We start from the raw sequence: 26,761 nt of genomic DNA, 5'->3' as shown, positions 1-26,761 counted from the left end.
ACATGATTGCCACCGCCATCGAACTCCGCGAGATTGCCTCGCGCGTCACCGACCCCGAGATCCCGGTACTCACCATCGCGGACCTCGGGATCCTGCGCGACGTGGAAATGGAGGGTGACACCGTGGTTGTCACCATCACCCCCACCTACTCCGGCTGCCCGGCGATGGATGCAATCACCGAGGACCTCGGAATCGAATTCAGGAAATCCGGATACGAGAATGTCCGGGTCAACCTTGTCCTCTCTCCGGCTTGGACAACCGACTGGATAACCGAGCCGGGCAAGACCAAGCTGGAAGCCTATGGCATTGCCCCGCCCACGGGCACCGGACACCGCGGTCCGGTGACCCTGGGCATGGCAGTGAAATGCCCGCAGTGCCATTCGCTGAATACCAAAGAACTCTCCCGTTTCGGTTCCACGGCGTGCAAGTCCATGTACCAATGCAAGGACTGCCTGGAACCCTTCGACTACTTCAAGGTGCTCTCATGACAGACACGACTGCCGCTTTGCCCGACAACGAAGACGTTGACGCCGAAGTACCGGGACGGCGCCGGACAACCTTCCACACCCTCACGGTCGCCGAGGTCCGACGGCTCACCGCCCACGCCATCGAGGTGACCTTCGCGGTCCCCGAGGAGTTGCAGGGCCAATATGACTACCTGCCGGGACAGTACGTTGCCCTGCGCAAGGAACTCGAGGACGCCGAGGGCAACGTCGTGGAGCTGCGCCGCAGCTACTCGATTTGTGCCGAGCCGAGCCCCGGGGCCATCCACGTGGCCATCAAGCGAGACATCGGCGGCATCTTCTCCACCTGGGCCAACGAGTCCCTGGTGGCAGGGGACACCATGGATGTCATGAGCCCCACGGGCGGGTTCATTTCCAAGCACAAGATGACCGGGATGAACGATCCCGAGTCGATCGACGTGGAAAACGAGGACACCTTCGTGGCCGTGGCCGCCGGATCGGGCATCACCCCGGTGATGGCGATTGCCCGTACCGTGCTGGCAGCCAACGACCACGTACACTTCGACCTCATCTACGCGAACAAGGCAGCCATGGACGTGATGTTCCTGGAGGAACTCGCGGACCTGAAGGACCGCTATCCCGCACGCTTTGCCCTGCACCACGTGCTTTCGCGCGAACAGCGGATCTCCCCGCTACTCTCGGGACGCATCGACGCGGAGAAGCTGAGCAAGATCTTGGGCTCGATCATCCGCACCGACCAGGTCGATGAATGGTTCCTTTGCGGCCCCTTCGAACTGGTCCAGCTGGTACGCGATAACCTCTCGGCCCAGGGGGTTCCGCCGGAGAAGGTCCGCTTCGAGCTGTTCACCACCGGTGAGCCCAATCGGCCCGAAGGCAACATCGGACGCCCCGTCATCATCGACGAGTCCGATGAGACCTACCAGATCGAGTTCAAGCTCGATGGCCTCCAAGGCGAGGTCAAGAGCCCGGTGAACGCACGCGAAACCGTCCTGAACGCCGCACTGCGGGTTAGGCCGGATGTTCCCTTCGCCTGTGCAGGCGGAGTGTGTGGCACCTGCCGCGCCAAGGTCATCGAAGGTGCGGTGGAGATGGAGGAGAACTACGCTCTGGAACCGGACGAAATTGAAAAGGGGTACGTGCTCACCTGCCAGTCGCGCCCCACCACCGCGCGCGTCTCGGTCGACTACGACGCCTAGGCACTATCTCCAAGGCAAGGATCCATCGGCTGCTGCCGGTGGATCCTTGGCATATGTCCCGCAAAACCTGAGTGAACGGACCAAAATGATCGAACTGAGCATTTCCGATGGCGTAGCCGAGATCGTCCTCAACGCCCCGGAAAAAATGAACGCGCTGAACGAGGCTGCGCTGGAGGAAATCTCAGCTGCCTACGACAAGGCTGCCGAAGGCGTGGAGAGCGGCGAGGTCCGTGCGCTGTTGCTGCGTGGGGAAGGCCGCGGTTTCTGTGCCGGACGTGATATCTCCGGTGTTGTTCCCGCCGACGACGATGTCATGGGCTACCTCGGGGGCAAGGTGCAGCCATTGCTGGCCAAGATGTCATCCTTCCCGGCGCCGACCTTCGCCGCCGTCCAGGGCGGTTGCCTCGGAGTGGGCCTGGGCCTGGCCATTGCCACCGACGTTGTTTACGTCGCCGAGAATGCAAAGATCGGCTCGCCCTTTGCGAATCTTGGAGCGACCTTGGATTCGGGAGGGCATTGGCTGTTCACCGAACGGCTGGGAACGCACCGCACACTGGATTTGATTTACACCGCCGAGCTGATCAGCGGTGCCGACGCCGTGGCCTCCGGCCTGTTCTCCCGCGCCATGGACGCCGAGGACTTGTTGGAGAACACGCGCCGTATCGTGGCCAAGGTTGCCACCGGTGCCACCGAGGCGTTCCGCGCTTCGAAGGAACTTGTTGCCCAGATCCGTGATGCCCGGCTGGGATTGTGGGAGTCGATGGCCGACGAGAACCAGGCGCAGGCCGATCTGTGCGCTACCGAGGACTATGCCGAGGGTTTCCTTGCATTCCAGGAAAAGCGCAAGCCCACCTTCAAGGGCTAGACAGACGCTCTCTGCTGGTGTTTTTGAACGGCGTCCCTGCCATGGCGGGACGCCGTTTCTGCGTGCGGAATTTTTCGCGGATTCCGGCGAGGACGAACATGTAGCTACATGTGCCGTCGTTGACTCGCGATGGGATGTGCCGGGATTTCTGCCCAAGCGGACCTATCCGCGGGGTGTCGACGCGGTCCTTCCACCGCGTGAATGTCAAGTATTATTTACATCCATCCATCCGTCCGATCGGTAAACTCCAAGGTAAAGTATTCTTTACATTTTGGGATTTGATGAGCATGGCCGATGAAGAAAAAGTGGCGTGGACGACCGTTGTTTCCGCTGGAATTGGCATGCTGGCGTTTGCCGCCGTAGTGCTGCTTTGTAACGTGGCCGGCAGCGTCGTGGGCGAGCAAAACTACTCGCTTCAGATGCTCGCGTGCGTTTTCGTCATGGCTGTTCCCGTGTGGGTGATGCGGGCGGTTTTGCTGAAAAGCAGTGGTGGTGAAGGTGTGGGGGCCGATGAGAGGGATCTGGAGATCACTGGACGCGCAGACCAAGCCCAGTTCCGAGTCCTGTTGTTGTCCTCGGCGATAGTGTTGTCCTTGGCTTTCAACGAGACCGAGCACTTTTGGATCGCTTCGACCATTTTTGCTGGATTGGGACTCTCAGTCATTGTCGGTGCCGTAGTGCAGCTGCGCGGTTATCGAAGCGGTGTGCGGGCGTGGTGAGCCGGGGACAAATCGGCAACTCCATGCGCGAACTCAGGGGTGCGAGTGAGAACATGACCCAAGCGGAACTTGCCGCACGGATCGGGGTCACACGGCAGACCGTCATTGCCATCGAACACGGAAAATATTCACCCTCGCTTGAAACCGCATTCCGCATTGCCCAGGTCTTTGGCAAGCCGCTCACCAGTGTGTTTTCCTATGCGCCCGGATCTCCGGGGCAAGGTACCGGCTAGGCTTCTTGACGGTTCGTGCGCCGTACCAAGGGGATCAAAGGCAAAGCGGAGAAGGCCGTAAGGCCTACCCAGATCCACATGGCCTGCTGCAGGCCCAAGGCATCGCCCAACAGGCCGCCGACAATGCCAAGGAACGGCACCGGACCCATGGTGAAGACTAAACGGAAGCCCTGCTGACGGCCCATCATGTGCTCCGGGGTAAAACTTGCCAGCAGTCCGTAGGCGGTTGCGTTGTAGGAGACCATCAACGCGTTGTAGAGCACCGAATGGGACACCACCATCGCCAGCGCTCCGAGTGGGGCCAACGCTGCCAAGGGCATGAGCGCCACGACCAGAGGCAGGCCAAGGATCGAAAAGGCCAGTATCCGGTATTCGCCCAGCTTCGCCACAAGCACCGGAACCACCAAGGAACCCAGCAATCCGCCAACGGCAATGGTGGAAATGACCAGGCCAATCACCTGTGGCGTGAATCCAAGGACTTTCACGAAAAACAGGGTTTCCAGGGCCGAGCCAAAGGCCAGGCCCATGTTCGTCATCACCGAAGAGGAAATCAGCGCTCTTATCGTGGGGTGTTTGAGCGTGAACCGAAGCCCCTCCCCGAAGGACCGCCTGAAGCCGACCCGCGTCGCCGGTAGCGAGTGGGGTGCGGGTGAGGATCCTGTTTGAGGAAAGCCCCACAACAACGTGGCAGCGGCGAACAGGTTGGCCGCCGCGGCCACGAACAGCGTGAATGGTGCCGAGATCACTGAAATCAGGATGCCGGCGAGCCCGGGGGAGATGATTCCCGCCGAGGTGTCGACGCTTTCCTTGCGTGCAAAGGCCGAGCAGGCCAAACCGCGTCCCACCATGCCCGGTATCGCCGAACCGGCACCCATGGCCCAAAGCATGCCCGCAGCACCGACAAAGAACGAAACGAACACCAGTTGCGGATAGCTCAACACACCCAGCATCCACGCCAGCGGTACCGAGGATATCGACAGCCCCGCAGCCAACTGGGCCCACATCATGGTCTTGATCCGGTTGACCCGATCAAGCATGATGCCTGCGGGGACGGCAAGGAACAAGAAAGCCATGGATTCGGAGGCATTGAGCATTCCGATTTGGGTCGCGTTGGCCCCGAGCGCATAGATTGCCACCAGATCGTTCGCGACGTTCAAAATGCCCGAGGCTACCGCCCCGAAGGCCACGGACAACAGCAGGACGGGGAACCCTGGGACACGCCTGAGCTGCCCGGGGAGCGGTGGTCCGTCGGATTGAACAGGGGCTGATTCGACCGGGGTCTCCTTCACCAAGGCACCCGAAGTGCTAGGTCCATGGGCACGAGCCTATGGTCGAACTGCGGAACTAGCGCGTATCGACATCCTCGAAAACCAGGAACGTCTGGGTGTCCAGCACCCCCGGCATGGCTTGGATCTGTTCAAAGATCACCCGGCGCAGATCCACGTTGTCACGCGCGCGCACCAAGAGGATCACGTCGAAGTTCCCGCCGACGAGCCCGATGTGGTGGACTTCGTTCATGGCAGCAAGGCGTTCGCGCAGTTCCCGCCAGGAGTGCTGGCGCAATTTCAGGGTGACGTATGCGCTGGCGCGCAGCCCGGCACGCAGGGGGTCGATGACCGCGGTGTAACGGGTGATGACACCCTCGTCCTGGAGCCTGTTGATCCGGGAATATGCGTGCGCCCGTGAGACGTGGACCTTCTGCGCAACGGTGGTGACTGACTGACGTCCGTCCTTGGTCAGTTCCTCCAGGATCCGCCGATCCACCTCATCGAGTCGAACCGAGGGAGTCTCCATGGAAACGTCGCTTTCTGCTTTGTCTAGAAACCATCTTGTAGTAATGGTCACATTTTCAATCTGTCTACAAGAATAGCAATCTCATGCACAGTTTTCCAGAATATTCTACGAAGCTGGATACATTACCGCCAAAATAGCCATACTTGAGATAAGAACTGACGCGCTGCCCGGTGATCCCCGTGGTTTGCGTCCGACGAAGACACCAGAAAGGCGTGAACCGTGACTAGCACCGAACCACGCGATGCAATCGAGCAGGTGAGCAGTAAATTCGGAATCACCCCCGAGGACTACATGCTCCCGGCCCGGACCGAAATCCATATGCTTGATGTCAACGGCAAGTTGCACCCCTCGGGGCAGCAAGGCGCCGAGCCCGGTCACGAGTATCCGCTGCCAAGCCCCCGGGCCCTCGTGGATGCCTACGAGCAGCTGGTCGTCGGACGGCGCGTCAACGACCAGAACTCCGCTCTGGTGCGTCAGGGACGCATGGCCGTCTACCCCTCAAGCCACGGACAGGAAGCCTGCCAGGTCGCCGCGGCCTTGTGCCTGGGTGAGAATGACTGGATGTTCCCGACCTACCGCGACTCGGTGGCCGTCATGGCCAAGGGCGTTGCCCCCATGGAGGTCATGGTCGGCTTCCGCGGTGACTGGCACTGCGGTTACGACCCGAAGCAGTACAAGGTCTCCGCGCAGGCGACACCGTTGACCACCCAGCTGCTCCATGCCGTGGGCGTGGCCCACGCCGCGAAGCTGCGTGGCGAGGACACCGTCGTGATCGCCATGTGCGGCGACGGCGCCACCTCCGAGGGCGACTTCCACGAGGCCCTGAACTTCGCCGCGGTCTTCAACCTCCCGGTGATCTTCTTCGTGCAGAACAACCAGTACGCGATCTCGGTTCCGCTTTCCCAGCAGTCCGTCGCACCGTCGCTGGCCCACAAGGCAGTGGGCTACGGCATGGCCGGCGAGCGTGTGGACGGCAACGACCTGGTGGCACTGCTCTCGGTGCTGGGCCGCGCCGTGCGCTTGGCCCGCGAGGGCAACGGCCCGTTGCTGGTCGAGGCACACACCTACCGCATGCAGGCGCATACCAACGCCGATGACGCGACCCGTTACCGCGAGGATGCCGAAGTCCAGGAATGGATTGCCAAGGACCCGGTCACCCGCATGCGCACCTATCTTGACGAGGCCGGACTGCTGCCCGAGGAAACCCAAGCACGGATCACCGCCAGCGCCGAGGCAGTGGCCAAGACACTGCGCGATGGCATGAATTCGGAAAACGTCCCGGATCCAGCCGAGCTCTTCGCCTACGTTTACTCGACCCCCACCACCCAGATGACCGAGCAGGCGGCAATGCTCGCCGACGAACTCGCCCGCGAGGAGGACGCAAAATGAGCCCCACCGTAACCACTTCTTCGGCCGAGAACGGCAACGTCAGCGCGGCAACCGCCGAGGCTGCGGCACGCACCGCGGACACCGGCCTGAAGCCGGTGACCTTCGCCAAGGCACTGAACACCGCGATGGCCGATGCCATGGCGCTTGAGGACTCGGTATTGGTCTTCGGTGAAGACGTCGGCGTCCTGGGCGGAGTCTTTCGCATCACCGACGGACTGACCAAGCGTTTTGGCACTTCACGCTGCTTCGACACGCCCTTGGCGGAGTCCGGCATCGTCGGCATGGCCATCGGCATGGCGATGAACGGCATGCGCCCGGTCATCGAGATGCAGTTCGATGCCTTCGCATACCCGGCCTTCGAGCAAATCGCTTCGCACGTTGCCAAGATGCACAACCGCACCAAGGGCAAGATGAAACTGCCGATGGTCATCCGCATCCCCTACGCCGGCGGCGTCGGGGGAGTGGAGCACCACTGTGACTCCTCCGAGACGATCTATGCGCACACCCCCGGACTCAAGGTCTTTACCCCGGCCACGGTGCGCGACGCCTACCTAATGCTGCGCGAAGCCATCGATTCCCCGGATCCGGTCATCTTCATGGAGCCCAAGAAGCTCTACTGGTCCAAGGAACAGGTCGACCTCGACGCGTTGCGTGTTTCGCACGAGACCGACGCCGTTCCGCCGACCGAAGGAAAGGCAGCCATCGCGCGCTCCGGCACCGACGCCACGTTGGTTGCCTACGGTCCCTCCGTTTCCACTGCCATGGCCGCCGCGGAAGCAGCAGCCTTGGAAGGGCGCAGCATTGAAGTCATCGACGTGCGCACCATCGTTCCGCTGGATGACGCCACGATCTGCGCCTCGGTGCGCAAGACCGGGCGGGCAGTGGTCATCGCCGAGGCCCCCGGATTCGCCTCGGTGGCTTCGGAAATCGTTGCCCGGATCCAGGAACGGTGCTTCCACTCCTTGGCAGCACCGGTGCTGCGCGTGACCGGGTTCGATACCCCGTACGCGGCGCCGAAACTTGAGAAGTACTACTTGCCATCCGTTGACCGCATCCTGGATGCCGTGGATGCCTTGCAATGGGAGGAAGGAGCATGAGCGTGAAAACCTTTTTGTTGCCGGATCTGGGTGAGGGACTGACCGAGGCCGAGCTGGTGAAGTGGCTTGTCTCCGTAGGCGACACCGTCGTCATTGACCAGCCCATCGCGGAGGTCGAAACAGCCAAGTCAATGGTGGAGGTGCCAAGCCCCTACGCCGGAACCGTACATGAACTCCACGGCGCCGTCGGGGAAATGGTGCTGGTCGACACCCCGTTGTTCTCTGTCGTCGAAGAAGGCAGCTCCGCGCCCGAGAAGGCGCCGGAACCCAAGGAAACGACACCTGTGCGCGAAGTGGCGCAGAGCTACCGCGAGGAAGAGCAAGCCGGTGCCAAGGCCCCGGAAGGCGGAGGCTCGGGCAACGTGCTCATCGGCTATGGGACCCCCGAGGGGCTCTCGGCCAAGGCGCGCAAGCGTCGCCCGCGCAACGGCGCCGGCAACACCCCGGCACCGGCAGCCCAAGAAGCCGCTTCAACGCCTCGCAGTGCACCGTTGGTCATCTCGCCGCTGGTGCGCAAGCTGGCCAAGGACCGCGGAGTGGACATCGCCACGCTCAACGGAAGCGGCGCCGGCGGGCTGATCCTGCGCGCCGACGTCGAGGCCGCCGCAGCCAGAAGCGCAGCCCCGGCTGCTCCGGCAGCGGCACCAGTGACCCCATCGGCACCGGTGCCTGCTTCCGCAGCGCCGTCGGCCGGCGCGGTCACCGGCATACTTGATCCACGTTCGGGCCTGGCTGTTGCTTCGCGGACCCCAATCAACGGCGTGCGCAAGACCATTGCCCAGGCGATGACCCGCTCGCGCAGCGAGATCCCCGAGGCAACCGTGTGGGTCGACGTCGATGCCACCAACCTGTTGCAGATGCGTTCGGCCATGAAGGCGAGCGATCCGAACAACACACCGGGCCTGCTGGCGTTCATTTCGCGCTTCGTCGTTGCCGGGCTGCAGAAGCACCCAGCATTGAACAGCCGCATTGAAACCAACGACCAAGGTGAATCCGAGATCGTTGGGTTCGACGGCATCAACCTGGGCATTGCGGCGCAGACCGATCGCGGGCTGATGGTTCCGGCCATCCGCAACGCGCAGAAACTCAGCGCACGCGGCATCAACGCCGAGCTCGCCCGGTTGACCGAGGTCACCCGCGCCGGCAAGGCAACGGTTGCCGAGCTCACCAGCGGCACGTTCACGTTGAACAACTACGGCGTCTTTGGTGTTGACGGGTCTGCCGCCATCATCAACTACCCGGAGGTTGCGATCCTGGGTGTTGGCCGGATCATCGACAAACCGTGGGTTGTCGACGGTGAGCTTGCCGTACGCAAGATGACCGAGCTGACATTGGCGTTCGACCATCGTGTGTGCGACGGCGGCACGGCGGCAGGCTTCCTGCGCTTCGTTGCAGATGCCATGGAGAACCCGGCCTCGGCGCTGGCGGACCTCTAACAGCGCAGCGCATCGCTTGAGCATGACAATGCCCGGGCCATCTGACCAGCATGGTCCGGTGGCCCGGGCATTGACGTAGCTGGCGGGGTGGGCCCTGCCTCGATTTCCCGGGTGGGTACGTCCGTTCCTGCTTCAGGTTCGTAAGATTCGAGCCTGGTGGGTGTGGCGACAGCAGACGCTGTGGAAGGTTGGATCGGAAATCCACGCCATGGTCGAATCCTCCCTGGCAACATGGCCGTGGCTGCAACGGATAGCTGATGAAGACGCCGAGGGCCGGTGATTGCCCGTGGCAACAGATGGTTTGCTCTTGAACTTCGGCGAATCCATCGATCTGTAGCTATCGGAGTAGCCTGCCGCTTCAGGGGCGTTCCACGGACAGACCAGCGGACGTGTCAAATGGAATCATCGATACTCATCGTCTGCAACGGAGCAAGTCAGAGAAGGTTCTGTTCGGTTACGAACCTTCTTGTGGAACGCTTAGTTCTTGGAGATTTATGACGCTCTTTCTAGTTCGATCGATGGATCGCCCATAAGAACGCCAAGTAGGAGACGTACTGCCTACTTTTTGACTTTCCGTCCCGGAAAGAGCACGCTTTCCCTAACGGAAAGCGAGGAAGTCGTGACCGAGAACAAGCGAAGCTCAGAAGATTTTGATCCCCGTGAAATGCTGGCCGAAATCGACGGCGCCTCAACTGCCATGGTGGGCTCCACGGAAGCTCCCCGCAGCTTCATGTTCACGTTGCTGGCACTTTTGACGACCGTCATCACACTGCTCGACGTGGTCTCATGGCCAATGATTCTTGGCTTGTTCACGCTCCTCATTCCCCTGGGTCTTTGGTACTACTTGTTGATGCGAAACCGTCCCAAGGCACGAACCGTGCTGAGCCACTCTGGACCCTACATAGGATACGGCCTCCTGTTTGGCCTGGTCATGCAGTTCAGTCGCTTTTGGGAAGCGGAATCTTGGGGTGAAGGTGCCGCGAAGTGGCTCGTCGTATTCACAATTCTTGGGTTCTGCATCTCCCGAATGCGGTCAGCGACGATAAAGAATCGACTCAAGGACGCCAATGAGCGCCCCCTGTAATCCTGCGAAGTTCGACGACTTGATTCATGCCCCGGTTCGATTACGAATCTGTGCGAGCCTGGCCCCGCTTCAGTGGGCCGAATTTGCCCAGCTCCGCGACTCACTCGGAGTTGCGGATTCAGTACTGAGCAAGCACCTCAAACAACTAACAGACGCAGGTTACCTCGATGTCGAACGCTTCACCAAAGCAGGGCGATCTCATATTAGAGTTGCGCTGACCAGCGATGGCCGCAAAGCCTATGTCGGTCACGTCGGTGCCCTGCGCGCCATGACCCAGATCGTGGAGTAGTCCTGGCTTCGCGACTACGTTCCGTACACCGTTCCTTTCCGGAACGTCAGCGCCACAAAACCTCAAAACCCAGAATTCGGCCCAAGTGGGCCCGGCTATCGACCGGCTATCGGGACGAACCATCTTCGGAGCATCGACTGATCCGGGCTCAGAGTCGTGGTTTGCCCCGCGAGGGTATCTGTGCTCGCAGAAACACAACACCATTCACGACAAGGTGGGGCAGAAACGAAAATCCCGACTTGGGCGTATAGCGGAGACATGCCATAGGGTCAGGAAATGAATTCAATGATTCGGGTCCAGAAGTACTTCGGGTTGGACAAAACAACCATTGCTAGCGGTTTCCGTGCCAATACGAGGGCAGGGAACATGCCGGTCTGTGAGCGATGCGGAGCGTTGGTGTCTTACGATGCGCAACAGTTGCACACCGATTGGCATAAACAAGGGCTCCGGTAATCCGCCATCCGCGACAACCCGACTGTTTCAATGCGTGCTCCCGCCGTCCAATTCGCCTGAGCAGACCTTCCGGTTCCTGTACGGTTCCTGTTGCGGGCACGATCCACAGCGGAACTCGATGACGTGTGGCTATGAGTCCCAGCTCTCCGCGTCGGCTTTTCTCGGCTTGGGTGCCTGCCGCTGCTTCAAATGGGTCCGTTGATTCTCGCCCCTGAGGTTAGCGAAATGCTCGACTGATCGCGCTGCCAGTCTGGAACAGGGTGATCCACCCGAGGAATCTCTGGAGGGGTCGTAACGGCCATGCCACGAGACTCCGCCAACCATGGCGTCGAGACCATGACTTAGTGATCTGGATCTGGGTACCACCGCTTGTGTTCACCAAGGCGAACTCGGTCAGAACCGAACTATCTTGGGCGACGTCGGGATGCGCGAAACTCCACGCAATCCTTTGCTGCCGGTGCGCTGTGACGAGTTCAATGCTGCGGCGGCGAAACTGGGCCTTTATCTTCACCGGCCTCCCATCTGGGTGACTTATGGGCGCCAGACCCTGCCAGATCGGACCTCGCGACGCTTCCTGTCCGCTGTGTTCGATGGAACCGATACTAGGTTCCCACTCGGGAATGCGTGTCGGGTCTGCGAGGAACTCCCACACCTTTTCCATCGGTGCGGAAACGAACGTCTCCGACGAAGCCGAGATCCGACCCTTCACCTTTGCTGGGACAGGCCTGGTCTTCTCTGCAGGTGTGTCGAGCTGCTTGCGCAGAGCGTCGGGCGTCGTACCTAGCCGGTCTAGGATTTCGGCAATCAAACCACTGGGCTCTGCGACCAGCTCTCGCAATACTGCAGCGGCGTCGCCCGTCTTGTTTTTACCATTGGATTTGGTGATCAGATCAAGAGCGCGAGGACTCCATTCATACCCGTCCGTTTCGTGGAACACGATCCGTCCGGCCTCGGGGAATGAGGGCGCGATGCCGAGCGACGCAAGTTGCGCTTCGTGTTGTTCTTCAACCGCGTGGCGGGCAGCTTTAAGGTCAATACCTATGCTGCGAAGCGCGCGTCCGGCGGATTGGTCATTAATAACGAGGGCCAGGAACAGGTGCTCGATGTCTGCTTCCCGAAGGCCGCGCCGAGAGGCTTCTTCCATGGCGGCAAGCGAGAGAGATTGACTAGTCTGAGCAGCGCGAACGAGCTTGTTCATCCGTTCCTCCTGAGGGTCGGGATCGTGGGGTCAATTCGTTTGGAGTGCTTCTTGTGAGCGGCCTGCCGTGTCACTCCAAGCGCGTCAGCAATGTCCTGCCAGTTCATGCCTGAACGCAGCGCTGCCTCGACCTGCCGAAGCTCCAAAGTGTCCGCGAGCACGCGCAACGAAGCCACTGCCCGCAGCCCCGCCCTCGGGTCGCTGGTGTCGGCTGCCACTGCGGCGATTTGCAAAGACTTCATACTGTCAACCTACGTTGCTACATACATTTTTGTCAACCAAAGTTGCTGCAACGCCACAGCTTGCGTATGTCTAGTTCCGCTGTCCCAGTGAACGTTCTTTCGTGGAACGGATTGAACTGAGCATCTTGGTGGTACCAGATGTGACGAATGCCCACGCATAGACGCCAGTTTCTGCTGAAAACCATGGGTGGATAATATGGCGTGTGCGGCTTCATCTGCGTGGTTGGGGGCCTGATGAGGAGTCTGATTGGCTGCAGGGCAGCAGATCTGTCAGTGGCGGCCAGGATTGGCAGGACAACACGGGCCCGAGCGCCTGGAGACCTCGGAGGCTTGAAGCGCACTTGAGCCGGGGCGGACTGCGAGCATCCCTGGGTAAGGAGAGGGAGACTTTTGGAAGTACCCTCTCGCCCCTATGGCCAGCAGGCTTGTCGATCTATCCTGAGGGCATGGACAAACTACCTGTTGAATACGCGCAGTACCTTGAAGGCAAGGACGAGCTCCACGTGGAATCGATCATGCCGATCTTCCGCGAGTCCATCGTCGAGGGACTATACGGTGTGCACATCCGCGGACTCAGCGGCCACTCCGAGCAGGCATACGTGGATGAGACAGTGCCCTTCGGCAAGATCAAGATCACTTCCGTCTGACACCGTTCTGCCCCACCTGCCCTGAACCCAGCGAGGCTGGCCCCGAGGGATGGCCGCTTCATGCAGAATGTTCTTGTGGACAAGCCGGTAGCGGGACAAGGGGAGAGGTGGAGCACCTGATGCAACCCTCGATCCCCGTCGTGGAAGAACTGGGCCAGCGTTGCTGGCGACTGGTCAACCATGGATTCTCCATGAACACGGGTTTGGTGGTGGGAACGGAACGAGCAGCAGTGATCGACACCGGCTCGGGTCCCCGGGAAGCAGCCGGCCTGTATAGGGCCATCCGAGGGATCACCGACCTGCCACTGCTTGTTATCAACACCCACGCCCACGGAGACCATGTTTTCGGGAATGCCTATTTCGCAGCCCGGGGCGTGGAGGACTTCTACGCCAGTGCGGAGGCAACGGAGCACCTTCGAGTCCACGGCCATGCCGAACGCGAACTAGTGCGCTTTCTGGAACCCGAAATGGCGTTGGGCCAAGGCGAGTTCACGAACCTCGTCGTCCCGCAGGAAATCGTGTCGGGAGCAGGCATCACCATTGACCTGGGAAACCTCAGCGTCGAGGCCTTTGGCCTGGGGCCGGGCCACACCCCAGGAGACCTGCTCGTGCGCCGCGGCCGGGTCTTGTTCACCGGTGACCTGGTCGAACAAGGCGGGCCACCCAACTTCGAGGATGCGGACCCATACCGATGGGCCGAGCTGTTGGGACGGCTCGAACAGGAATGCGCCGAAGATGACATGGTGGTGCCAGGCCACGGGAACGTGGTCGACAGGGACTTCATCTGCCGTCAACATCGTGAAATGCGTGCGGCGATCGCCTGCGGCCAAGGATTCGTGGACTCATGGCCAAGCGGGAGCTTCGATGCGACGGCGGACCAGCTTGGTCAGCTTCCCTACGGGGCCGAACAATCAGCCATCTTCCTGCAAAGGCTGCGCCAAGGCATGCCGTAGCCGGTTGCGTAGGATGAAAACATGAGCGAGCAACCTTTCAGCCTGCGCACGATGGCCGTGAAAGTGTACTCACCCTCCCTGCTCTACGGCTTGGGGCTGGGCGCAGTGACCCCGATCATCGCCCTTTCCGCGCTGGGCCGCGGAGCCTCGGTGGCGACCGCCGCTCTTGTCGTCACCTTGGTCGGTGTAGGTTCGCTGATCTCGAATATTCCCGCTGCCGTGCTGACCACGAGGTTCGGTGAACGCATCGCCATGGTGGCAGCTGCCGGATGGGCATCGCTGGGGATGGTCCTGGGTATCATCCCCTCGAACCTCGGCCTGTTTGCCGTGGGTGTCACCATGTTGGGCATGGCCGGCGCCGTCTTCAACCTGGCCAGGCAGACCTACCTGGCAGAGGCCGTCCCGCTGCAATTCAGGGCCCGGGCGATGTCGAGCCTCGGCGGGGTCATGCGCATCGGGGTGTTCATCGGACCCTTTGCCGCCACCTTGGCCATGAACTGGCTGGGTATCGCGGGAGCCTACTGGGTGGGCATGGTGGCGATGGCGGTATCGATGGTGGTGTGCCTATGGATCCCGGACCTGACGGCCCGAGCACCCGTGGAGGCCGGCCAGAATCGTGCAGGGGGCTCGATGTGGAGCATTGCCAAGGACCAGTGGAGGATCCTTCTCGGGATCGGGTTGGGCATCGTGTGCATTTCTGCGGTCCGCTCCACCCGCCAGGTCGTCCTTCCCCTGTGGGGCGAGAACATCGGGCTGGACGCGGCGACCATTTCGCTGATCTACGGGTTCTCGGGCGCCATCGACATGCTCATCTTCTATCCCGCGGGCAAGGTCATGGACACCCGGGGCCGGGTCTGGGTGGCGGTGCCGTGCATGGCCGTGATGTCCGTGGCCTTGTTCCTGTTGCCGTTGACCCACGGTTTCGCCACGATGCTGGCGGTGGCAATGCTGCTGGGATTCGGCAACGGCATCGGTTCGGGCATCGTGATGACGCTGGGCGCCGACTATTCCCCGGTGGCGGGCCGTCCCAAGTTCCTGGGATTGTGGAGGCTGCTTTCGGACACCGGGTCGATGGCAGGACCGGTGTTGCTTGCGACCCTTGTTGCCGTGGCAACCCTGGGCGCCGGGGTATGGATGATCAGCGGGATCTCACTGCTGGGTGCAGGGCTCTTTGGCTACTTCATTCCCCGAACCAACCGCCGGCGAATGGGTGCCCCATAACGGGAAAACAGTTCGTAGACGACCAAACCGGTTGCCATGGCCATGCCAATAATCAGGACCAGGCCCACGGCCAGGAACACCAGCAAGGGTGCCTTCTGCAGGGTCCCGATCGTCGGGTGCGGCATTACTGCCGCCAAGGCCAGGGCCCCGGCCGCTGCCAAGGCACCTGTGGCTGCCAAGAACCGCAGGAGCATCTGCGACACGGGGCGGGGGCCCGAAGCCGTCCCAGCCCGGTCAGGGTCGTTGCCGTGTGCATGTCGCAGAAACAGCCCGGCCAGCACGCTCCACCAGGCAACGACCAAGTAGGCGCCAATCACATCGCTGGGGCGGTGCCAGCTGAGCACCAAGGTCGATGCCCCGGCGATGGCGGCGTACAACCAGCCCAGCAGGGCCACCAGAGGCCGTTTCGCCACGGGTACGACGATGAAGATTGCGGCCATCGCCGCCGCGGCAAAGGTCGTGTGCCCCGAGGGGAACGAGTTCATCGAGGCCCCGGAAATGTTTAAGTCGGGTCGATCCAACACGACGTGCTTGAACAACTGGGTGGACCCGGTGGCACCGAGCAAAAGCGCCCCGGCCACAGCTGGTTGCAGCACGTCGCGCCTGCGCAGTACGGCGATGAGGATAAATACGCCGGCCAGCAACGCCGATACGACTGGCATGTAGTCCAAGAAAGCCAGGGCAGGACCTCGGGTCTTGTCTGCCTTCAGGAACGTTTCCCCGCCCAGAAGAGCCGCCTCATCGATCCACTGCCCGAGCTTGGTGTGAATGAAAAACCTGTAGCAGGCCCAAAAGAGGGCAGCCAAGAACACAAGTGCCGCATACCAAGGTACGAGGGATCGGCCCGGGGCGCGGCTTGGCGATTGCTTGGAGGAAAAGCTCATTGACAATAGGATTCCACACAATGCCGGTGAGGTGCCTTGAACGTGGCCCTTCTCCTACTAGTTCCTCGCTCCATGGCAGGGGTGCGGGATCGATCCGGCAAGGCCCGAGGACCTAAACCACCTATTGACAAATAAATTTGTCAATAGGATGCTTGGGCCATGTTGGACCTCGAAGTGATTGAAGATCCGCGCGCTGCCGCAGCAGCGTTGGACCCCATGCGCCAGCGCCTGCTGCTCGAACTCCACGAGCCTGCCTCGGCAAGCATGTTGGCGAACAGGCTGGAGATCCCTCGTCAGAAAATCACCTACCACCTCAACCAGATGGCCGGACTCGGACTTGTGACCGAAGTGGAGCTGCGGCGCAAGGGAATCATGACCGAGAGACTCATGCAGGCGACGGCAGCCTCCTACATGATTTCGCCCACGAGCATTGCGGCGCTAAGCCCGGCACCCGAATCCATGAAGAGCGAATTCTCCGCGACCTGGCTGCTCGCCTTGGCCGCACGGACGATGCGGGAAGTAGGTTCCCTGATCCTCGGCGCGCGCAAGACAGGCAGGACGTTCGGGACCTTTTCCATCGATGCAGATCTGGTATTCGCCAACGCCCACGAACGTGCAGCGTTCAGCCGTGACCTCGGACTCGCCGTTGCCGAGCTTGGAGCAAAATACCACGACAAGAATGCCGTCTCCGGCCGTGCCCATCGCCTGGTCGTAGCCATGCACCCCACGCTGAAGGAAGGCACGCCATGAGCAAGGAATTTGAGATTGTCGAAGAACTAAAGATCGACAGCACCCCGGAACGCATTTGGGAAGCCGTCACCACGGCCACGGCCGGCTGGATGTTCCCCACCGACCAATGGCCGGCCGTGCGCGTCGTTGATGAGTACCCCACGCACCTGGTGACCCGCATGGACGGGCCCGAGGGCTGGTTCAACCAAGTCGAACATGTACTTTCCCCGCAAGGGAACGGGACCGCAATGCGCTATGTCCACTCAGGGATATTCGTCGAGGACTGGAACAACCAGTACGACGGGGCCTCGAAGCACACGGTGTTCTACCTGCACACCCTGGGGCAGTACCTGCGCCATTTCGACGGGAAACCGGTGGCTTTCAGTGACATCCAAGGGCCCGGCGCCTCGACGGCCCCGGATGCTCTTGCAACCTGGCTCTCGGCGCTGGGGATCAACGACGAAGTGGAAGGCTCGGTGTTGGACCTTGAGCTGCCCGGACGCGGGAGCAGCCGGATCACCGTGGACTTCCGCAACGAGAACTTCGTCGGACTGCGTACACAGGACGCGTTGGTGCGGATCTTTGGCCGCAACGTCTTCGGTGCTCCCCTCGGGGTTTCCATTCACGACTTCGGTGCCGGAGCCGATGCGCAGACGAACACCGCGCTGTGGCAGGCAGCCATTGATGCCGCGTTCCCGGGCTGAGCGCCGCACGCACGTGCCAGTGGCCGCTGCCGGCACCGATAGGCTGGAAACCATGAACCAACTGCCCGATCTTGCCGAGCTCATCGACGCCTCACATGTAGTCACCTTGCCCATGAACGTCCAATTCCGTGCAGTGCGCCATCGCGAGGCGTTGCTTCTCGAAGGGCCCGCCGGCTGGGGCGAATTCTCCCCGTTCCTCGAATACGGTCCTGCAGAGGCCGCCGCTTGGTTGCGTGCGGCCATTGAAGCTTCCTGGGAGGGATACCCCGACCCGGTACGCACTTCCGTGCCCGTCAACGCAACGCTGCCGGCTGTCGACCCCGGGAGAGTTGCCGGGATCCTGTCGTCCTACGACGCTGCCCACACGATCAAGGTCAAGGTCGCGGAACAAGGCCAGGACCTTGCCCAGGACGTGGCCCGGGTGGCTGAGGTGCGCCGGCTGTTCCCTGAGGCCGCCATCCGCATCGACGCCAACGCCGGGTGGAACCACGACGAGGCCATGGCCGGGCTTGAAGCCTTGGCGGAATACCGGCTGCAATACGCCGAGCAGCCGGTTGACGGCATCGACGGGCTGGCACGGGTTCGGCAGGAAGTGGCACGGCGCGGCCTCGGGGTGCTGATCGCCGCGGACGAGTCTGTGCGCAAGGAGTCGGACCCACTGGCTGTCGCGCGTGCGCAGGCCGCTGACTTGATCGTAATCAAGGCGCAGCCCTTGGGCGGGGTGCGCCGGGCTCTGGAGATCGTTCGCGACGCTGGTTTGCCGGCCGTGGTGTCCTCGGCTCTGGACACCTCCATAGGCCTGCGCCAAGGCGCCGCACTGGCGGCAGCACTACCCGCGTTGCCCTACGCGTGCGGGCTTGCCACGGGCTCCCTCTTTTCCTCTGACATCACCACGGACCGGTTCCTCGCGGTGGGTGGAGAGCTTCAATTACGAGCGATCACTCCCGACCCTTCCCTGCTGCGCAGCCATGCCGTCAGTGCCGAGCGCCGATCTTGGTGGCACCGACGCCTGGCTGAATGCCACCGCGAATTGCTGCGGAAAATGGGCTAGGACCCGAGGGGTGGATCCCATGGCTTACTCACTGTGCAGGGAACCATGAGCCACCTCCAGGGCAATGGGTGATGGAAGCCCCTGTGGCCTCCTGCATCCAATGCCCAAGGACGGCTTGGGGCAATCCGTAGGACCTGTCCTACCCGGAAGTGGCCCTTGGCCGAAGCATGCACGGGCCTGTTGATCAGGTGGCGTAAATCCCCGGGGTAAGAACAAAAACGCCGCTGCCCTGAATAAATTCTTCAAGGAAATCGGCCTCGAAAACACCCAAAAACATCGAGGCGGTCAGCATGGACCTCGGAGCTGCGTTCATCAAATCCGTGAAGGCCAACGCGCCGAAGGCCGCCATCTGCATTGACCCGTTCCACTGTGTCCAGCTGGCCTCCAACGCCCTGGAAACCGTCCGTCGTGCCTTCTGGCAAAAGACCCGGGAACTACCCGATAAATCCTTCGCCAAGAGGTACAAGGGGAACCCCTGGGCACTGCTGAAAAACCCCAGAAAGCTCAACGATGCCCAGCATGCCACCCTGAAACGTATGCGCGCCGACAAAGGAGAACTTTGGGAAGCCTACCTACTGAAAGAATCCCTGCGGGAAGTCTTCGCCGGGGACCTGGATCACGAGGATGTCATGGGCATGATCAGCCACTGGTGCGATGCCGCGACCGCCAGTGCCTTGGCCCCGTTCATGGAGGCCGCAGCGACTATACGCGGGCATATGGAGGGCATATACCAAGCGGTCACTCGAATGGCAAGCATGAGGGCCTGAACAACAAGACCAGATCCATGACCCGACGTTCCTACGGGTTCCATTGGCCGGAGGCTGCCTTGGCAGTAATCATGCTCGCCTGCGGACCGGTCACCACTCGGCTCCCATACCAGAAATGACGGCACCCACATTTACCTCAGGAGAGCCAAATATTCTCTAATAGATAAGTGCCCCGGCGGTGCGGAAAAACCCTGGGCCATGATAACCGCTTACAGGAGTGATTACGTGAGCAACCATACCTTCACACCCGGCACGCACGTGAAGGTATTTCCATACGGCGAGACTGGCACCGTGGCCGATGCCCCGGAAATCTCCGCACATTTCACCCGATTCGGCCCCCGTCGTCATCGACGGACCCCCCACGGCAACCCCACGTAGCTCTGACAATCTTGTTGTCATCGAGCCCGCACCCGCCGCGCCTGTGAAGGCCTCCGCCGTTGGATTCCTGCGAAAGCGCCCCGAACTCACCACCCCGGACACAACATACACCGACCTGCTCGTCGCCGCCACTGATGTGGACCTCCCGCCGTCAGCGCTGTTCGATGCGTAGGGCATCGTGACGCGTGAAGTCGAGGCCACTGCACGAAGCGCGCTATCCAAGTGACCATGCAACGGGTGTTCTACGCGTCCTGCATCGGCACGCCCTACTCGCCTGCGCCCTCCCCACCCTCTTCACTGGCCTCTTCTGGACCTCACCACTCCCCAACGGGCACATCTTCCGTGTGACCGTGTGCCCGTGTGCCCGTTTGCGGGGGTTGGGATGCGGACACAACGATTTCCCCTGTGCCCGTTTCCGGGTCCCTGGCTCGCGTCGTTTCCACTCACCCGTCGTAACCCAGTGAGTCCAGGCAAAGAATCAAGCCGAACTGGCGGCAACCGTGACTCGACGTTTTGATCAGCCTCTAGCCATGACATACCTTCGCTGGCCCTCGTTTCGGGGGTCGGCTATTGGTGTTGACCTATACGGGGCAGGTCATTTTCAGCACGGCGGCAATGGGGGCCAAGCAAGCCTGCACCTGGGCGTTCCGTTCAAGATCCTTAGATCCCTCCCCGTGAGTACCTTAGACCCGTCCCGCACTTGTCCCAGTGGGACACCATTGGGACAACCTCGGTCCCACCTGCATAGACTCAACCTAAACTCCTTGGAGGAATCATGAAGAAAGTAGCTACCGTCGCCCTGCTGGTCCTGGCGCTCACCGGATGCGTGTCTGAGAGTTCCCTACCCCAGATCTACAGCCCACCCGCTGTAGAGACGGCGATTAAAGAAGCCTCGGCTGAGGACCTCTCGCAAGCCTGGGCGGACACCCAGATCAACCACTTCCTAAACGGCTACGGAGCTGCGAGCTTCGCAGGCTTCCTGGAAGGCACTCCGCACAGAAACATTGACTCCTGGTCTTCGCCCGAAGAGGGGGTTCTGGTGGTTAGGGTATCGAGCAACAACTGGGAAGAGAAGTACCTCAGTTCTCTCGCCTTCGACATGATGGGCAAAGCTGGCTGGGAAGACCACAGCTTGAAGCTGGTCCGCGTCACTTCCTACGACGGCTCGGTGTGGGCGGATACCCCGCGTGCCCACGTAAATGGACTCCACTAATCAGGCTCTCCCTGTCTGGCAGGATGGTCACCGCGTGTTAGCCGGCCGTTAACCCTGTAGCCTCCAGATGCTCACCGGTGGCTGCAACGCTGGGATCGAAGCCAAACATCCACCAGCGTTGCACGGAGAAAACAATGAGCCTCACCCGCACCTTCCTGCCCATGCTCGGACACACCCGGGGAAACCGCGATGCGGCCACCTGTCACTTCAAGTGCGGGAACGCCTGTGCCAAGGACGTGTGCAACACCAGCACGAACACCTACTTCCGCGACATCGCCGACACCGCACTAAGCCGTCGAAGCATTTTGGGAATCGGCGCGGCCGCTTCAGCGGCCTTGGTCATTGGCGTGGACACCCGCTCCGCACCGGTGGCCCATGCGGACACCATCATCGCCCCCAACGGTGGAAGCAAGCTGCGTTTTACCGCCATCGCCCCGGTACCGCGGAACCGTGATGCGATGACGGTCCCCGAAGGCTACGACTGGGCCCCGATCATCCGCTGGGGGGACCCGCTGTTCAACCACGCACCGAAGTTCAACATCGCCAAGCAGAGCGCCAAGCGCCAAGCAGGGCAGTTCGGTTACAACAACGACTACCTGAACGTCATCGTGGACAAGTACTCGGGGCGCTCGGGCGTGCTGGTGGCCAACCACGAGTACACCAACGAGGATTTGATGTTCGACCCGCAGTGGTTCGAGGCGAACAAGGCGGAGGCCGCGAGGATCGCCATGGCCGCGCACGGGTTTTCCGTGGTCGAGGTCAAGCGCGCAAAGAGCGGTGGGCCGTGGTCCTACATCCGCGGAGGAGAGCGCAACCGTCGGATCACAGCCACCACGGTATTTGCCATTGATGGCCCCGCCGCAGGATCCGCGTTGCTGCAGACCACTTCCGATCCCACCGGGCGCAAGGTGCTTGGCACCTTGAACAACTGCGCCGGAGGAACCACGCCCTGGGGAACAGTGCTCTCGGGCGAGGAGAACTTCAACCAATACTTCCGCGGCACCGGGTCCGCAACCGATGCCCGCTACGGTATTGCCGATGAAGCGACCGAGCGCGGCTGGGAGGATGTGGATGCGCGGTTCTCCGCGCGCAACCCGGGGTACAAGAACGAGGCCAACCGTTTCGGCTGGATCGTGGAGATCGATCCGCAGAATCCCGACTCGGTTCCGGTGAAGCACACTGCGCTGGGTCGTTTCAAGCATGAGGGCGCCAACGTCCGGATTGCCGATGACAAGCGCGTGGTTGCCTACTCGGGGGATGACGAGCGATTCGACTACGTCTACAAGTTCGTTTCCGCCAAGAAGTACCGTCGCGGGGACCGCAGGCACAACATGACACTGCTCTCGGCGGGAGACCTCTACGTCGCCAGGTTCTCGGGAAACTCCCCGGCCCCCGAGATCGACGGTTCGGCCGCGGTACCTGCCGACGGTTCGTTTGACGGTACCGGGACATGGCTGCCGCTGGTGAAAGACGGAGCCTCCATGATCCAGGGCATGAGTGTGGAGGAGGTGCTTATCTACACGCGCTTGGCCGGTGACAAGGCCGGCGCCACCAAAATGGACCGGCCGGAGGATGTGGAGCCGAGCCCGGTGACTGGCAAGCTCTACATCGCCCTGACCAACAACACGCAACGAAACACCGCGGGCAAGGCCAGCGTGGACGAGGCGAACCCGCGAACCCGCAACCGCGACGGCCACGTCATCGAACTGACCGAACGAAACAACGACGCGACGGCCACCGAATTCTCGTGGAACATCCTGCTTGTCGCCGGGGATCCCGCCACGGATAAGAGCACCTACTTCTCGGGGTACCCCAAGGAAAAGGTCTCACCCATCTCCTGCCCGGACAACCTTGCTTTCGATTCCAAGGGAAACCTCTGGATCTCCACCGACGGCCAGCCCGGCACCATCGGGTACTGCGACGCGCTGCACAAGGTGACGCTGAATGGAGAGGAGCGAGGAAAGGTCGAGCAGTTCCTGGCCGTCCCGGCGGGCGCCGAGACATGCGGGCCCCTGGTCCACGATCGCGACGGCTCGGTATTCGTGTCGGTCCAGCACCCCGGAGAAGGCGGCACGTTCAACGAGCCGATATCCTTCTTTCCCGACTACGTAAAGACGGCAGGAAAAACCAAGCGCGGCGAGGTATATGGGCCACGGCCATCGGTGGTCCAGGTCTTCACCGATACCAAGGGACGTGGGTCCAGGAAGTGATGGCGGCCCACGACCTAGCTTGCGCCGACGCGCCAGCGGCTGTCCAGGGGTAGCCGCGAAACCGTTCTTCTCCGGAGCGGAATTAGGATGGAAGACATGCCACCTGATTCCACTACCGAAATCTCCTCCATGGATGTTGCCCGCCTGCTGCTGGCTGCCCTGCAGCTCCAGGGGGTGCGTGAGGTGGTGATATGCCCCGGCTCGCGCAGCGCGCCGTTGGCGTACGCACTGGCCGAGGCCGAAGCGACCGGAGCGATCCGCCTGCACGTGCGCATCGACGAGCGCGGTGCCGGGTTCACCGCACTTGGTCTGAGCCTGGCCAGTGGCGCTCCGGTACCCGTGGTCACCACCTCGGGCACCGCGGTGGGGGAGCTGCTACCAGCGGTCATGGAAGCCAACCACGTTGGAGCAAGACTGCTGGTGCTATCGGCCGACAGGCCCAGCGAATTGCATGGAACCGGGGCCAACCAGACAACCAACCAAATCGGCCTGTTCGGAGTTCACGTTCGTGGCAGCGTCGACATCCCTGCGGGAACCAACCCGGGCCCCCTAGTCACCGATGCATTGAAATCGGCGAACGGATCCAATGAAGTGGCCCCCGGCCCGGTGCAGATCAACGTAGCGTTCCGGGACCCGCTGGTTCCCGGAACCGATGATAAACTGCCGAACTTCGGCGCCAACGTCTCCTCTCCGCCGGCATCGCGCGAATCACGCACGGATCCGGGATGGAGGAACTACGAAGCACTCTCCGAATATCGAACCGTCGTGGTTGCCGGACATGATGCAGGTCCGGAAGCAGAGGACTTTGCCCGGGCGTCGGGGCTGCCGCTCTTCGCGGAACCGAGCTCCAACGCGCGATACGGGCCCAACGCCATCGGTCCGTACCGGACATTGCTTTCCAAGCACATGGCCCGCATTGAACGTGTGGTTCTATTCGGCCGGCCAACCTTGAGCCGACCCGTGGCATTGCTGCTGGCCAATGCCAACATCAAGTCGGCGCTATGGGCACCGGTACCCGCCCCATGGTTCAAACCCGGCTGCAGAGGCGAAGAACCCATCAGCGATCCGGCAGCATTGGTGGAATTCGCCGGAACCCCGCCCGAGAACTGGCTGGGGCAGTGGCGGCGCCTGGGGACACATGCCCGGAGAGTCATCGAAGAAGCCATCACCAATCACGGAGGACTCAATGGCCCGTTGGTGGCCAAGGAGGTATGGGCGCAAGCCCACGGGAACCTGGTCCTTGGATCCTCCAATGTGATCCGCGATGCCGATCTCTGCGGACAGCCAGCGGGCCAACCCGGTGCAACGGTTTACGCCAATCGCGGGTTGGCCGGAATCGATGGCACCGTGGCCACGGCCACGGGCATTGCCCAAGCACGTGCAGGCAGCAAGACCACGCTTTTGGTGGGAGACGTGACGTTCCTTCACGATGTGGGTTCCCTGCTCATCGGGGAGGGCGAACGCGAGCCCGAAATGGACATAGTGGTGCTCAACGATGCCGGCGGTGCCATCTTCTGCACCCTTGAACATGGTGCTGTTGAGGAATCCGGAAGGTACGGGAGCGCTGTCGAACGGCTCTTCGGCACGCCCCACCACGTGGACATCGCGCCATTGGCCGCTGCCTACGGCTGGGAACACCGGAGGGTGGAGACCCTCGATGGACTCAGGTCCGCCCTGCAGGTTCCTGGTACCAGGCGGATTATCGAGGTGGCTGTGCCACGTGCGGGCCTGCGTGCCATGCATAGTGAAATCGCTGGGCTCGTCAACGAACTGGGCTGGCCGGAGGGTTCCGAGATCGAGAACGCCGCAGGTTTTTCAAAGACAGCTAACGAACGAAGGGCGGTTTCCATCCCGGGATGGAAACCGCCCTTCGCCGCCGGGAAAGCCCGTGCCTAGTCGGTGATGTCCACGTGCGTGGGATCAAGCACGCGCCTGAGGAAGTCCTGGGTGCGTGGCTGTTGGGGATTGCCGATGATCTCCTTGGCGGGGCCCTCTTCGACGACGACTCCACCGTCCATGAAGATCACGCGGTCCGCGACCTCCTTGGCGAAGGACATCTCGTGGGTGACCACCAGCATGGTCATGCCGGCTTTGGCCAACGAGCGCATGATGGCAAGGACCTCGCCAACGGTTTCCGGGTCAAGCGCCGAGGTTGGCTCGTCAAAGAGCATCAGCGTCGGGTCCATGGACAGCGCCCGGGCAATGGCCACGCGTTGCTGCTGCCCACCGGAAAGCTGGTCCGGAAAGCGATCGCCGAAGTCTTCAAGGCCGACGCGTGTGAGGTTCTTCTGGGCCACTTCACGCGCTTGCGCCGCCGGCCGCTTGAGCACCTTGGTCTGCGCAATGGTGCAGTTTTGGGTGACGGTCAGGTGCGGGAACAGGTTGAATTGCTGGAAGACCATTCCGACCTTTTGGCGCATCTTGTCCAGGTCCACGTCTAGATCGGTGGTTTCAAAACCACCCACGTGGATGACTCCGGCATTGGGCTGTTCCAAGAGGTTGACGCACCGAAGCAGCGTCGACTTGCCCGAGCCCGAGGGACCGATCAAGCAGACCACCTCGCCGGGTTTTACCTCGAGGTCGATGCCCTTGAGCACCTCGTTGTCGCCATAGGACTTGTGCAGCCCGACGATGGAGACTCCGGCAGCCTTGAAGGCTGTGGTGTGGTTCGTATTCTCGTTCATGACTCTTCTGCCTATCGATTCGTCCGCGCCGTGCGCGATTCAAACTTGCGAGCGACCAAGCTCAACGGAATGGTGATGACGAGGTAGAATGCGCCGGCCACGATCAGCGGGGTGATTCCGGCCCCGAGGCTGATCACGCCGTCGCGGCCGAACTTGGTCAGTTCGAACTGCGTGGCCATGGCCCCAAGGATGAATGCGAGTGAGGAATCCTTGGTGAGCAAGATGACCTCGTTGGTCAACGGCGGCAGCACGATCTTGAAGGCCTGCGGGATCACGATGGTGATCATGGCGCGCCACGCCGGCATGCCCAGTGAGCGTGCTGCTTCGACCTGTCCCACCGGGACGGCCTGCAGGCCGGCACGCAGGGTTTCGGCGATGTATGCCGAGGACACGAGCCCCAGGGCCACCATGACGGTCACCGGCTGCGGCCAGAGCACCCCGGGGAACGCGGTGGGGACGCCGAAACCGAAGGTGATGAGCACCAGGATGGCGGGAACGCCGCGGAAGAACTCGATGAATCCGGTGGCCAGCCAACGGTATGGTCCGAAACTTGCCGTTTTCATCAGCGCCAGGATCAGCCCGAGGGTCAAGCCGAAAGCGAACGACAGGACCGTGTAGTACAGGGTGTTCTTCAGGCCAACGGTGATGAGCCCGGGGAACATCGGCCCGAGCTTTTCGAAGTTGAAGAACGTCGCATTGATGACACTCCAGTTGGCAGTGAGCAAAAACGCGGCAATGGCACCGACGAAAATGACAATCTGAACGATTCTGCTTATGCGAGCTCGGCGACGTGGTGTCATGGCCATGAGTTCTAAGCCTTCCCTAAAATTGGGTGAGGCC

28 protein-coding genes are annotated in these 26,761 nt (G+C 61.7%); 21 read left to right on the top strand and 7 right to left on the bottom strand.

Annotated elements, in window-relative coordinates; translation table 11 throughout:
- Positions 1-2: 2 nt before the first annotated feature.
- From paaD to ABEA12_RS12425, 5 genes are all read left to right on the top strand, one after another.
- Positions 3-488: a 1,2-phenylacetyl-CoA epoxidase subunit PaaD gene (gene paaD / locus ABEA12_RS12445; protein ID WP_210100011.1), complete on the top strand. Its 486-nt coding sequence runs from the start codon at positions 3-5 to the stop codon at positions 486-488.
- Positions 485-1,681, top strand: a complete 1,197-nt coding sequence (gene paaE / locus ABEA12_RS12440; protein WP_210100012.1) for a 1,2-phenylacetyl-CoA epoxidase subunit PaaE — start codon at positions 485-487, stop codon at positions 1,679-1,681. Before paaD ends, paaE begins: the two co-directional genes overlap by 4 nt.
- Positions 1,682-1,766: 85 nt before the next feature.
- Positions 1,767-2,546 (top strand): enoyl-CoA hydratase/isomerase family protein, encoded by a 780-nt coding sequence (locus ABEA12_RS12435; protein WP_210100013.1) that lies wholly within the window; start codon positions 1,767-1,769, stop codon positions 2,544-2,546.
- A gap of 287 nt (positions 2,547-2,833) precedes the next feature.
- Complete coding sequence (locus tag ABEA12_RS12430) at positions 2,834-3,265, top strand: hypothetical protein (RefSeq protein WP_210100014.1); 432 nt, start codon at positions 2,834-2,836, stop codon at positions 3,263-3,265.
- 23 nt (positions 3,266-3,288) lie between these two features.
- Positions 3,289-3,498 (top strand): helix-turn-helix transcriptional regulator, encoded by a 210-nt coding sequence (locus ABEA12_RS12425; protein ID WP_210102474.1) that lies wholly within the window; start codon positions 3,289-3,291, stop codon positions 3,496-3,498.
- Here the strand turns inward: ABEA12_RS12425 and ABEA12_RS12420 are convergent.
- Positions 3,495-4,787 carry an MFS transporter gene (locus ABEA12_RS12420; RefSeq protein WP_210100015.1) on the bottom strand — a complete coding sequence of 431 codons (1,293 nt, stop codon included), beginning with the start codon at positions 4,785-4,787 and terminating at the stop codon, positions 3,495-3,497. The genes ABEA12_RS12425 and ABEA12_RS12420 overlap by 4 nt on opposite strands.
- Before the next feature lie 55 nt (positions 4,788-4,842).
- The gene (locus ABEA12_RS12415) at positions 4,843-5,292 is read right to left on the bottom strand and encodes an Lrp/AsnC family transcriptional regulator (RefSeq protein ID WP_210100016.1); all 450 of its coding nucleotides are present in this window, start codon (positions 5,290-5,292) and stop codon (positions 4,843-4,845) included.
- A gap of 219 nt (positions 5,293-5,511) precedes the next feature.
- Here ABEA12_RS12415 and ABEA12_RS12410 point away from each other — a divergent pair, with 219 nt between their 5' ends.
- The 5 genes from ABEA12_RS12410 to ABEA12_RS12390 all read left to right on the top strand — a co-directional run bounded on the left by ABEA12_RS12410 (position 5,512) and on the right by ABEA12_RS12390 (position 10,587).
- On the top strand, positions 5,512-6,681 hold the full coding sequence (locus ABEA12_RS12410) for a thiamine pyrophosphate-dependent enzyme (RefSeq protein WP_210100017.1): 1,170 nt from the start codon (positions 5,512-5,514) through the stop codon (positions 6,679-6,681).
- Positions 6,678-7,778 carry an alpha-ketoacid dehydrogenase subunit beta gene (locus tag ABEA12_RS12405; RefSeq protein ID WP_210100018.1) on the top strand — a complete coding sequence of 367 codons (1,101 nt, stop codon included), beginning with the start codon at positions 6,678-6,680 and terminating at the stop codon, positions 7,776-7,778. The genes ABEA12_RS12410 and ABEA12_RS12405 overlap by 4 nt, the downstream gene beginning before the upstream one ends.
- Positions 7,775-9,214 carry a dihydrolipoamide acetyltransferase family protein gene (locus ABEA12_RS12400; protein ID WP_210100019.1) on the top strand — a complete coding sequence of 480 codons (1,440 nt, stop codon included), beginning with the start codon at positions 7,775-7,777 and terminating at the stop codon, positions 9,212-9,214. Before ABEA12_RS12405 ends, ABEA12_RS12400 begins: the two co-directional genes overlap by 4 nt.
- A 619-nt stretch (positions 9,215-9,833) precedes the next feature.
- The gene (locus ABEA12_RS12395) at positions 9,834-10,298 is read left to right on the top strand and encodes a hypothetical protein (protein WP_210100020.1); all 465 of its coding nucleotides are present in this window, start codon (positions 9,834-9,836) and stop codon (positions 10,296-10,298) included.
- Positions 10,282-10,587, top strand: a complete 306-nt coding sequence (locus ABEA12_RS12390) for a transcriptional regulator (protein WP_210100021.1) — start codon at positions 10,282-10,284, stop codon at positions 10,585-10,587. Before ABEA12_RS12395 ends, ABEA12_RS12390 begins: the two co-directional genes overlap by 17 nt.
- A 670-nt stretch (positions 10,588-11,257) precedes the next feature.
- On the opposite strand, the gene ABEA12_RS12385 is transcribed toward ABEA12_RS12390, so the two are convergent.
- Positions 11,258-12,238 carry a Clp protease N-terminal domain-containing protein gene (locus ABEA12_RS12385; RefSeq protein WP_210100022.1) on the bottom strand — a complete coding sequence of 327 codons (981 nt, stop codon included), beginning with the start codon at positions 12,236-12,238 and terminating at the stop codon, positions 11,258-11,260.
- Positions 12,235-12,480 (bottom strand): hypothetical protein, encoded by a 246-nt coding sequence (locus tag ABEA12_RS12380; RefSeq protein ID WP_210100023.1) that lies wholly within the window; start codon positions 12,478-12,480, stop codon positions 12,235-12,237. Before ABEA12_RS12380 ends, ABEA12_RS12385 begins: the two co-directional genes overlap by 4 nt.
- 425 nt (positions 12,481-12,905) lie before the next feature.
- Here ABEA12_RS12380 and ABEA12_RS12375 point away from each other — a divergent pair, with 425 nt between their 5' ends.
- From ABEA12_RS12375 to ABEA12_RS12365, 3 genes are all read left to right on the top strand, one after another.
- Entirely contained in the window at positions 12,906-13,127 is a 222-nt protein-coding gene (locus ABEA12_RS12375; protein ID WP_210100024.1) for a hypothetical protein, read from the top strand.
- Between the two features lie 119 nt (positions 13,128-13,246).
- Positions 13,247-14,080, top strand: a complete 834-nt coding sequence (locus ABEA12_RS12370) for an MBL fold metallo-hydrolase (protein WP_210100025.1) — start codon at positions 13,247-13,249, stop codon at positions 14,078-14,080.
- A 21-nt stretch (positions 14,081-14,101) separates the two neighbouring features.
- Positions 14,102-15,301: an MFS transporter gene (locus tag ABEA12_RS12365; RefSeq protein WP_210100026.1), complete on the top strand. Its 1,200-nt coding sequence runs from the start codon at positions 14,102-14,104 to the stop codon at positions 15,299-15,301.
- Here ABEA12_RS12365 and ABEA12_RS12360 read toward each other — a convergent pair.
- Complete coding sequence (locus tag ABEA12_RS12360; RefSeq protein WP_210100027.1) at positions 15,256-16,185, bottom strand: phosphatase PAP2 family protein; 930 nt, start codon at positions 16,183-16,185, stop codon at positions 15,256-15,258. The two genes, ABEA12_RS12365 and ABEA12_RS12360, sit on opposite strands and share 46 nt — an antisense overlap.
- A 159-nt stretch (positions 16,186-16,344) precedes the next feature.
- Here ABEA12_RS12360 and ABEA12_RS12355 point away from each other — a divergent pair, with 159 nt between their 5' ends.
- The 8 genes from ABEA12_RS12355 to menD all read left to right on the top strand — a co-directional run bounded on the left by ABEA12_RS12355 (position 16,345) and on the right by menD (position 25,133).
- Positions 16,345-16,935 carry a winged helix-turn-helix domain-containing protein gene (locus ABEA12_RS12355; protein WP_210100028.1) on the top strand — a complete coding sequence of 197 codons (591 nt, stop codon included), beginning with the start codon at positions 16,345-16,347 and terminating at the stop codon, positions 16,933-16,935.
- Entirely contained in the window at positions 16,932-17,618 is a 687-nt protein-coding gene (locus ABEA12_RS12350) for an SRPBCC family protein (protein WP_210100029.1), read from the top strand. Before ABEA12_RS12355 ends, ABEA12_RS12350 begins: the two co-directional genes overlap by 4 nt.
- 52 nt (positions 17,619-17,670) lie before the next feature.
- Positions 17,671-18,669, top strand: a complete 999-nt coding sequence (locus tag ABEA12_RS12345) for an o-succinylbenzoate synthase (RefSeq protein ID WP_210100030.1) — start codon at positions 17,671-17,673, stop codon at positions 18,667-18,669.
- Between the two features lie 233 nt (positions 18,670-18,902).
- The gene (locus ABEA12_RS12340) at positions 18,903-19,436 is read left to right on the top strand and encodes a transposase (protein ID WP_345468556.1); all 534 of its coding nucleotides are present in this window, start codon (positions 18,903-18,905) and stop codon (positions 19,434-19,436) included.
- 298 nt (positions 19,437-19,734) lie between these two features.
- The gene (locus ABEA12_RS12335) at positions 19,735-19,986 is read left to right on the top strand and encodes a hypothetical protein (RefSeq protein WP_210100033.1); all 252 of its coding nucleotides are present in this window, start codon (positions 19,735-19,737) and stop codon (positions 19,984-19,986) included.
- A gap of 603 nt (positions 19,987-20,589) precedes the next feature.
- A complete protein-coding gene (locus ABEA12_RS12330; protein WP_210100034.1) occupies positions 20,590-21,027 on the top strand; it encodes a hypothetical protein in 438 nt (145 codons plus the stop codon).
- A 134-nt stretch (positions 21,028-21,161) separates the two neighbouring features.
- Positions 21,162-23,237, top strand: coding sequence for a PhoX family protein (locus tag ABEA12_RS12325; protein WP_210100035.1), 2,076 nt, complete (start codon positions 21,162-21,164; stop codon positions 23,235-23,237).
- Between the two features lie 96 nt (positions 23,238-23,333).
- The gene (menD, locus tag ABEA12_RS12320) at positions 23,334-25,133 is read left to right on the top strand and encodes a 2-succinyl-5-enolpyruvyl-6-hydroxy-3-cyclohexene-1-carboxylic-acid synthase (protein ID WP_210100036.1); all 1,800 of its coding nucleotides are present in this window, start codon (positions 23,334-23,336) and stop codon (positions 25,131-25,133) included.
- Here menD and ABEA12_RS12315 read toward each other — a convergent pair.
- On the bottom strand, positions 25,130-25,921 hold the full coding sequence (locus ABEA12_RS12315; RefSeq protein WP_210100037.1) for an amino acid ABC transporter ATP-binding protein: 792 nt from the start codon (positions 25,919-25,921) through the stop codon (positions 25,130-25,132). The genes menD and ABEA12_RS12315 overlap by 4 nt on opposite strands.
- 11 nt (positions 25,922-25,932) lie before the next feature.
- Positions 25,933-26,727 carry an amino acid ABC transporter permease gene (locus tag ABEA12_RS12310; RefSeq protein WP_210100038.1) on the bottom strand — a complete coding sequence of 265 codons (795 nt, stop codon included), beginning with the start codon at positions 26,725-26,727 and terminating at the stop codon, positions 25,933-25,935.
- Positions 26,728-26,761: the final 34 nt, after the last annotated feature.

It is taken from the genome of Paeniglutamicibacter antarcticus, from assembly GCF_039544305.1.
Taxonomy (GTDB): domain Bacteria; phylum Actinomycetota; class Actinomycetes; order Actinomycetales; family Micrococcaceae; genus Paeniglutamicibacter; species Paeniglutamicibacter antarcticus_C.
Note: the sequence above shows the minus strand (reverse complement) of the source record. Positions and strands in the feature narration are given on the sequence as shown.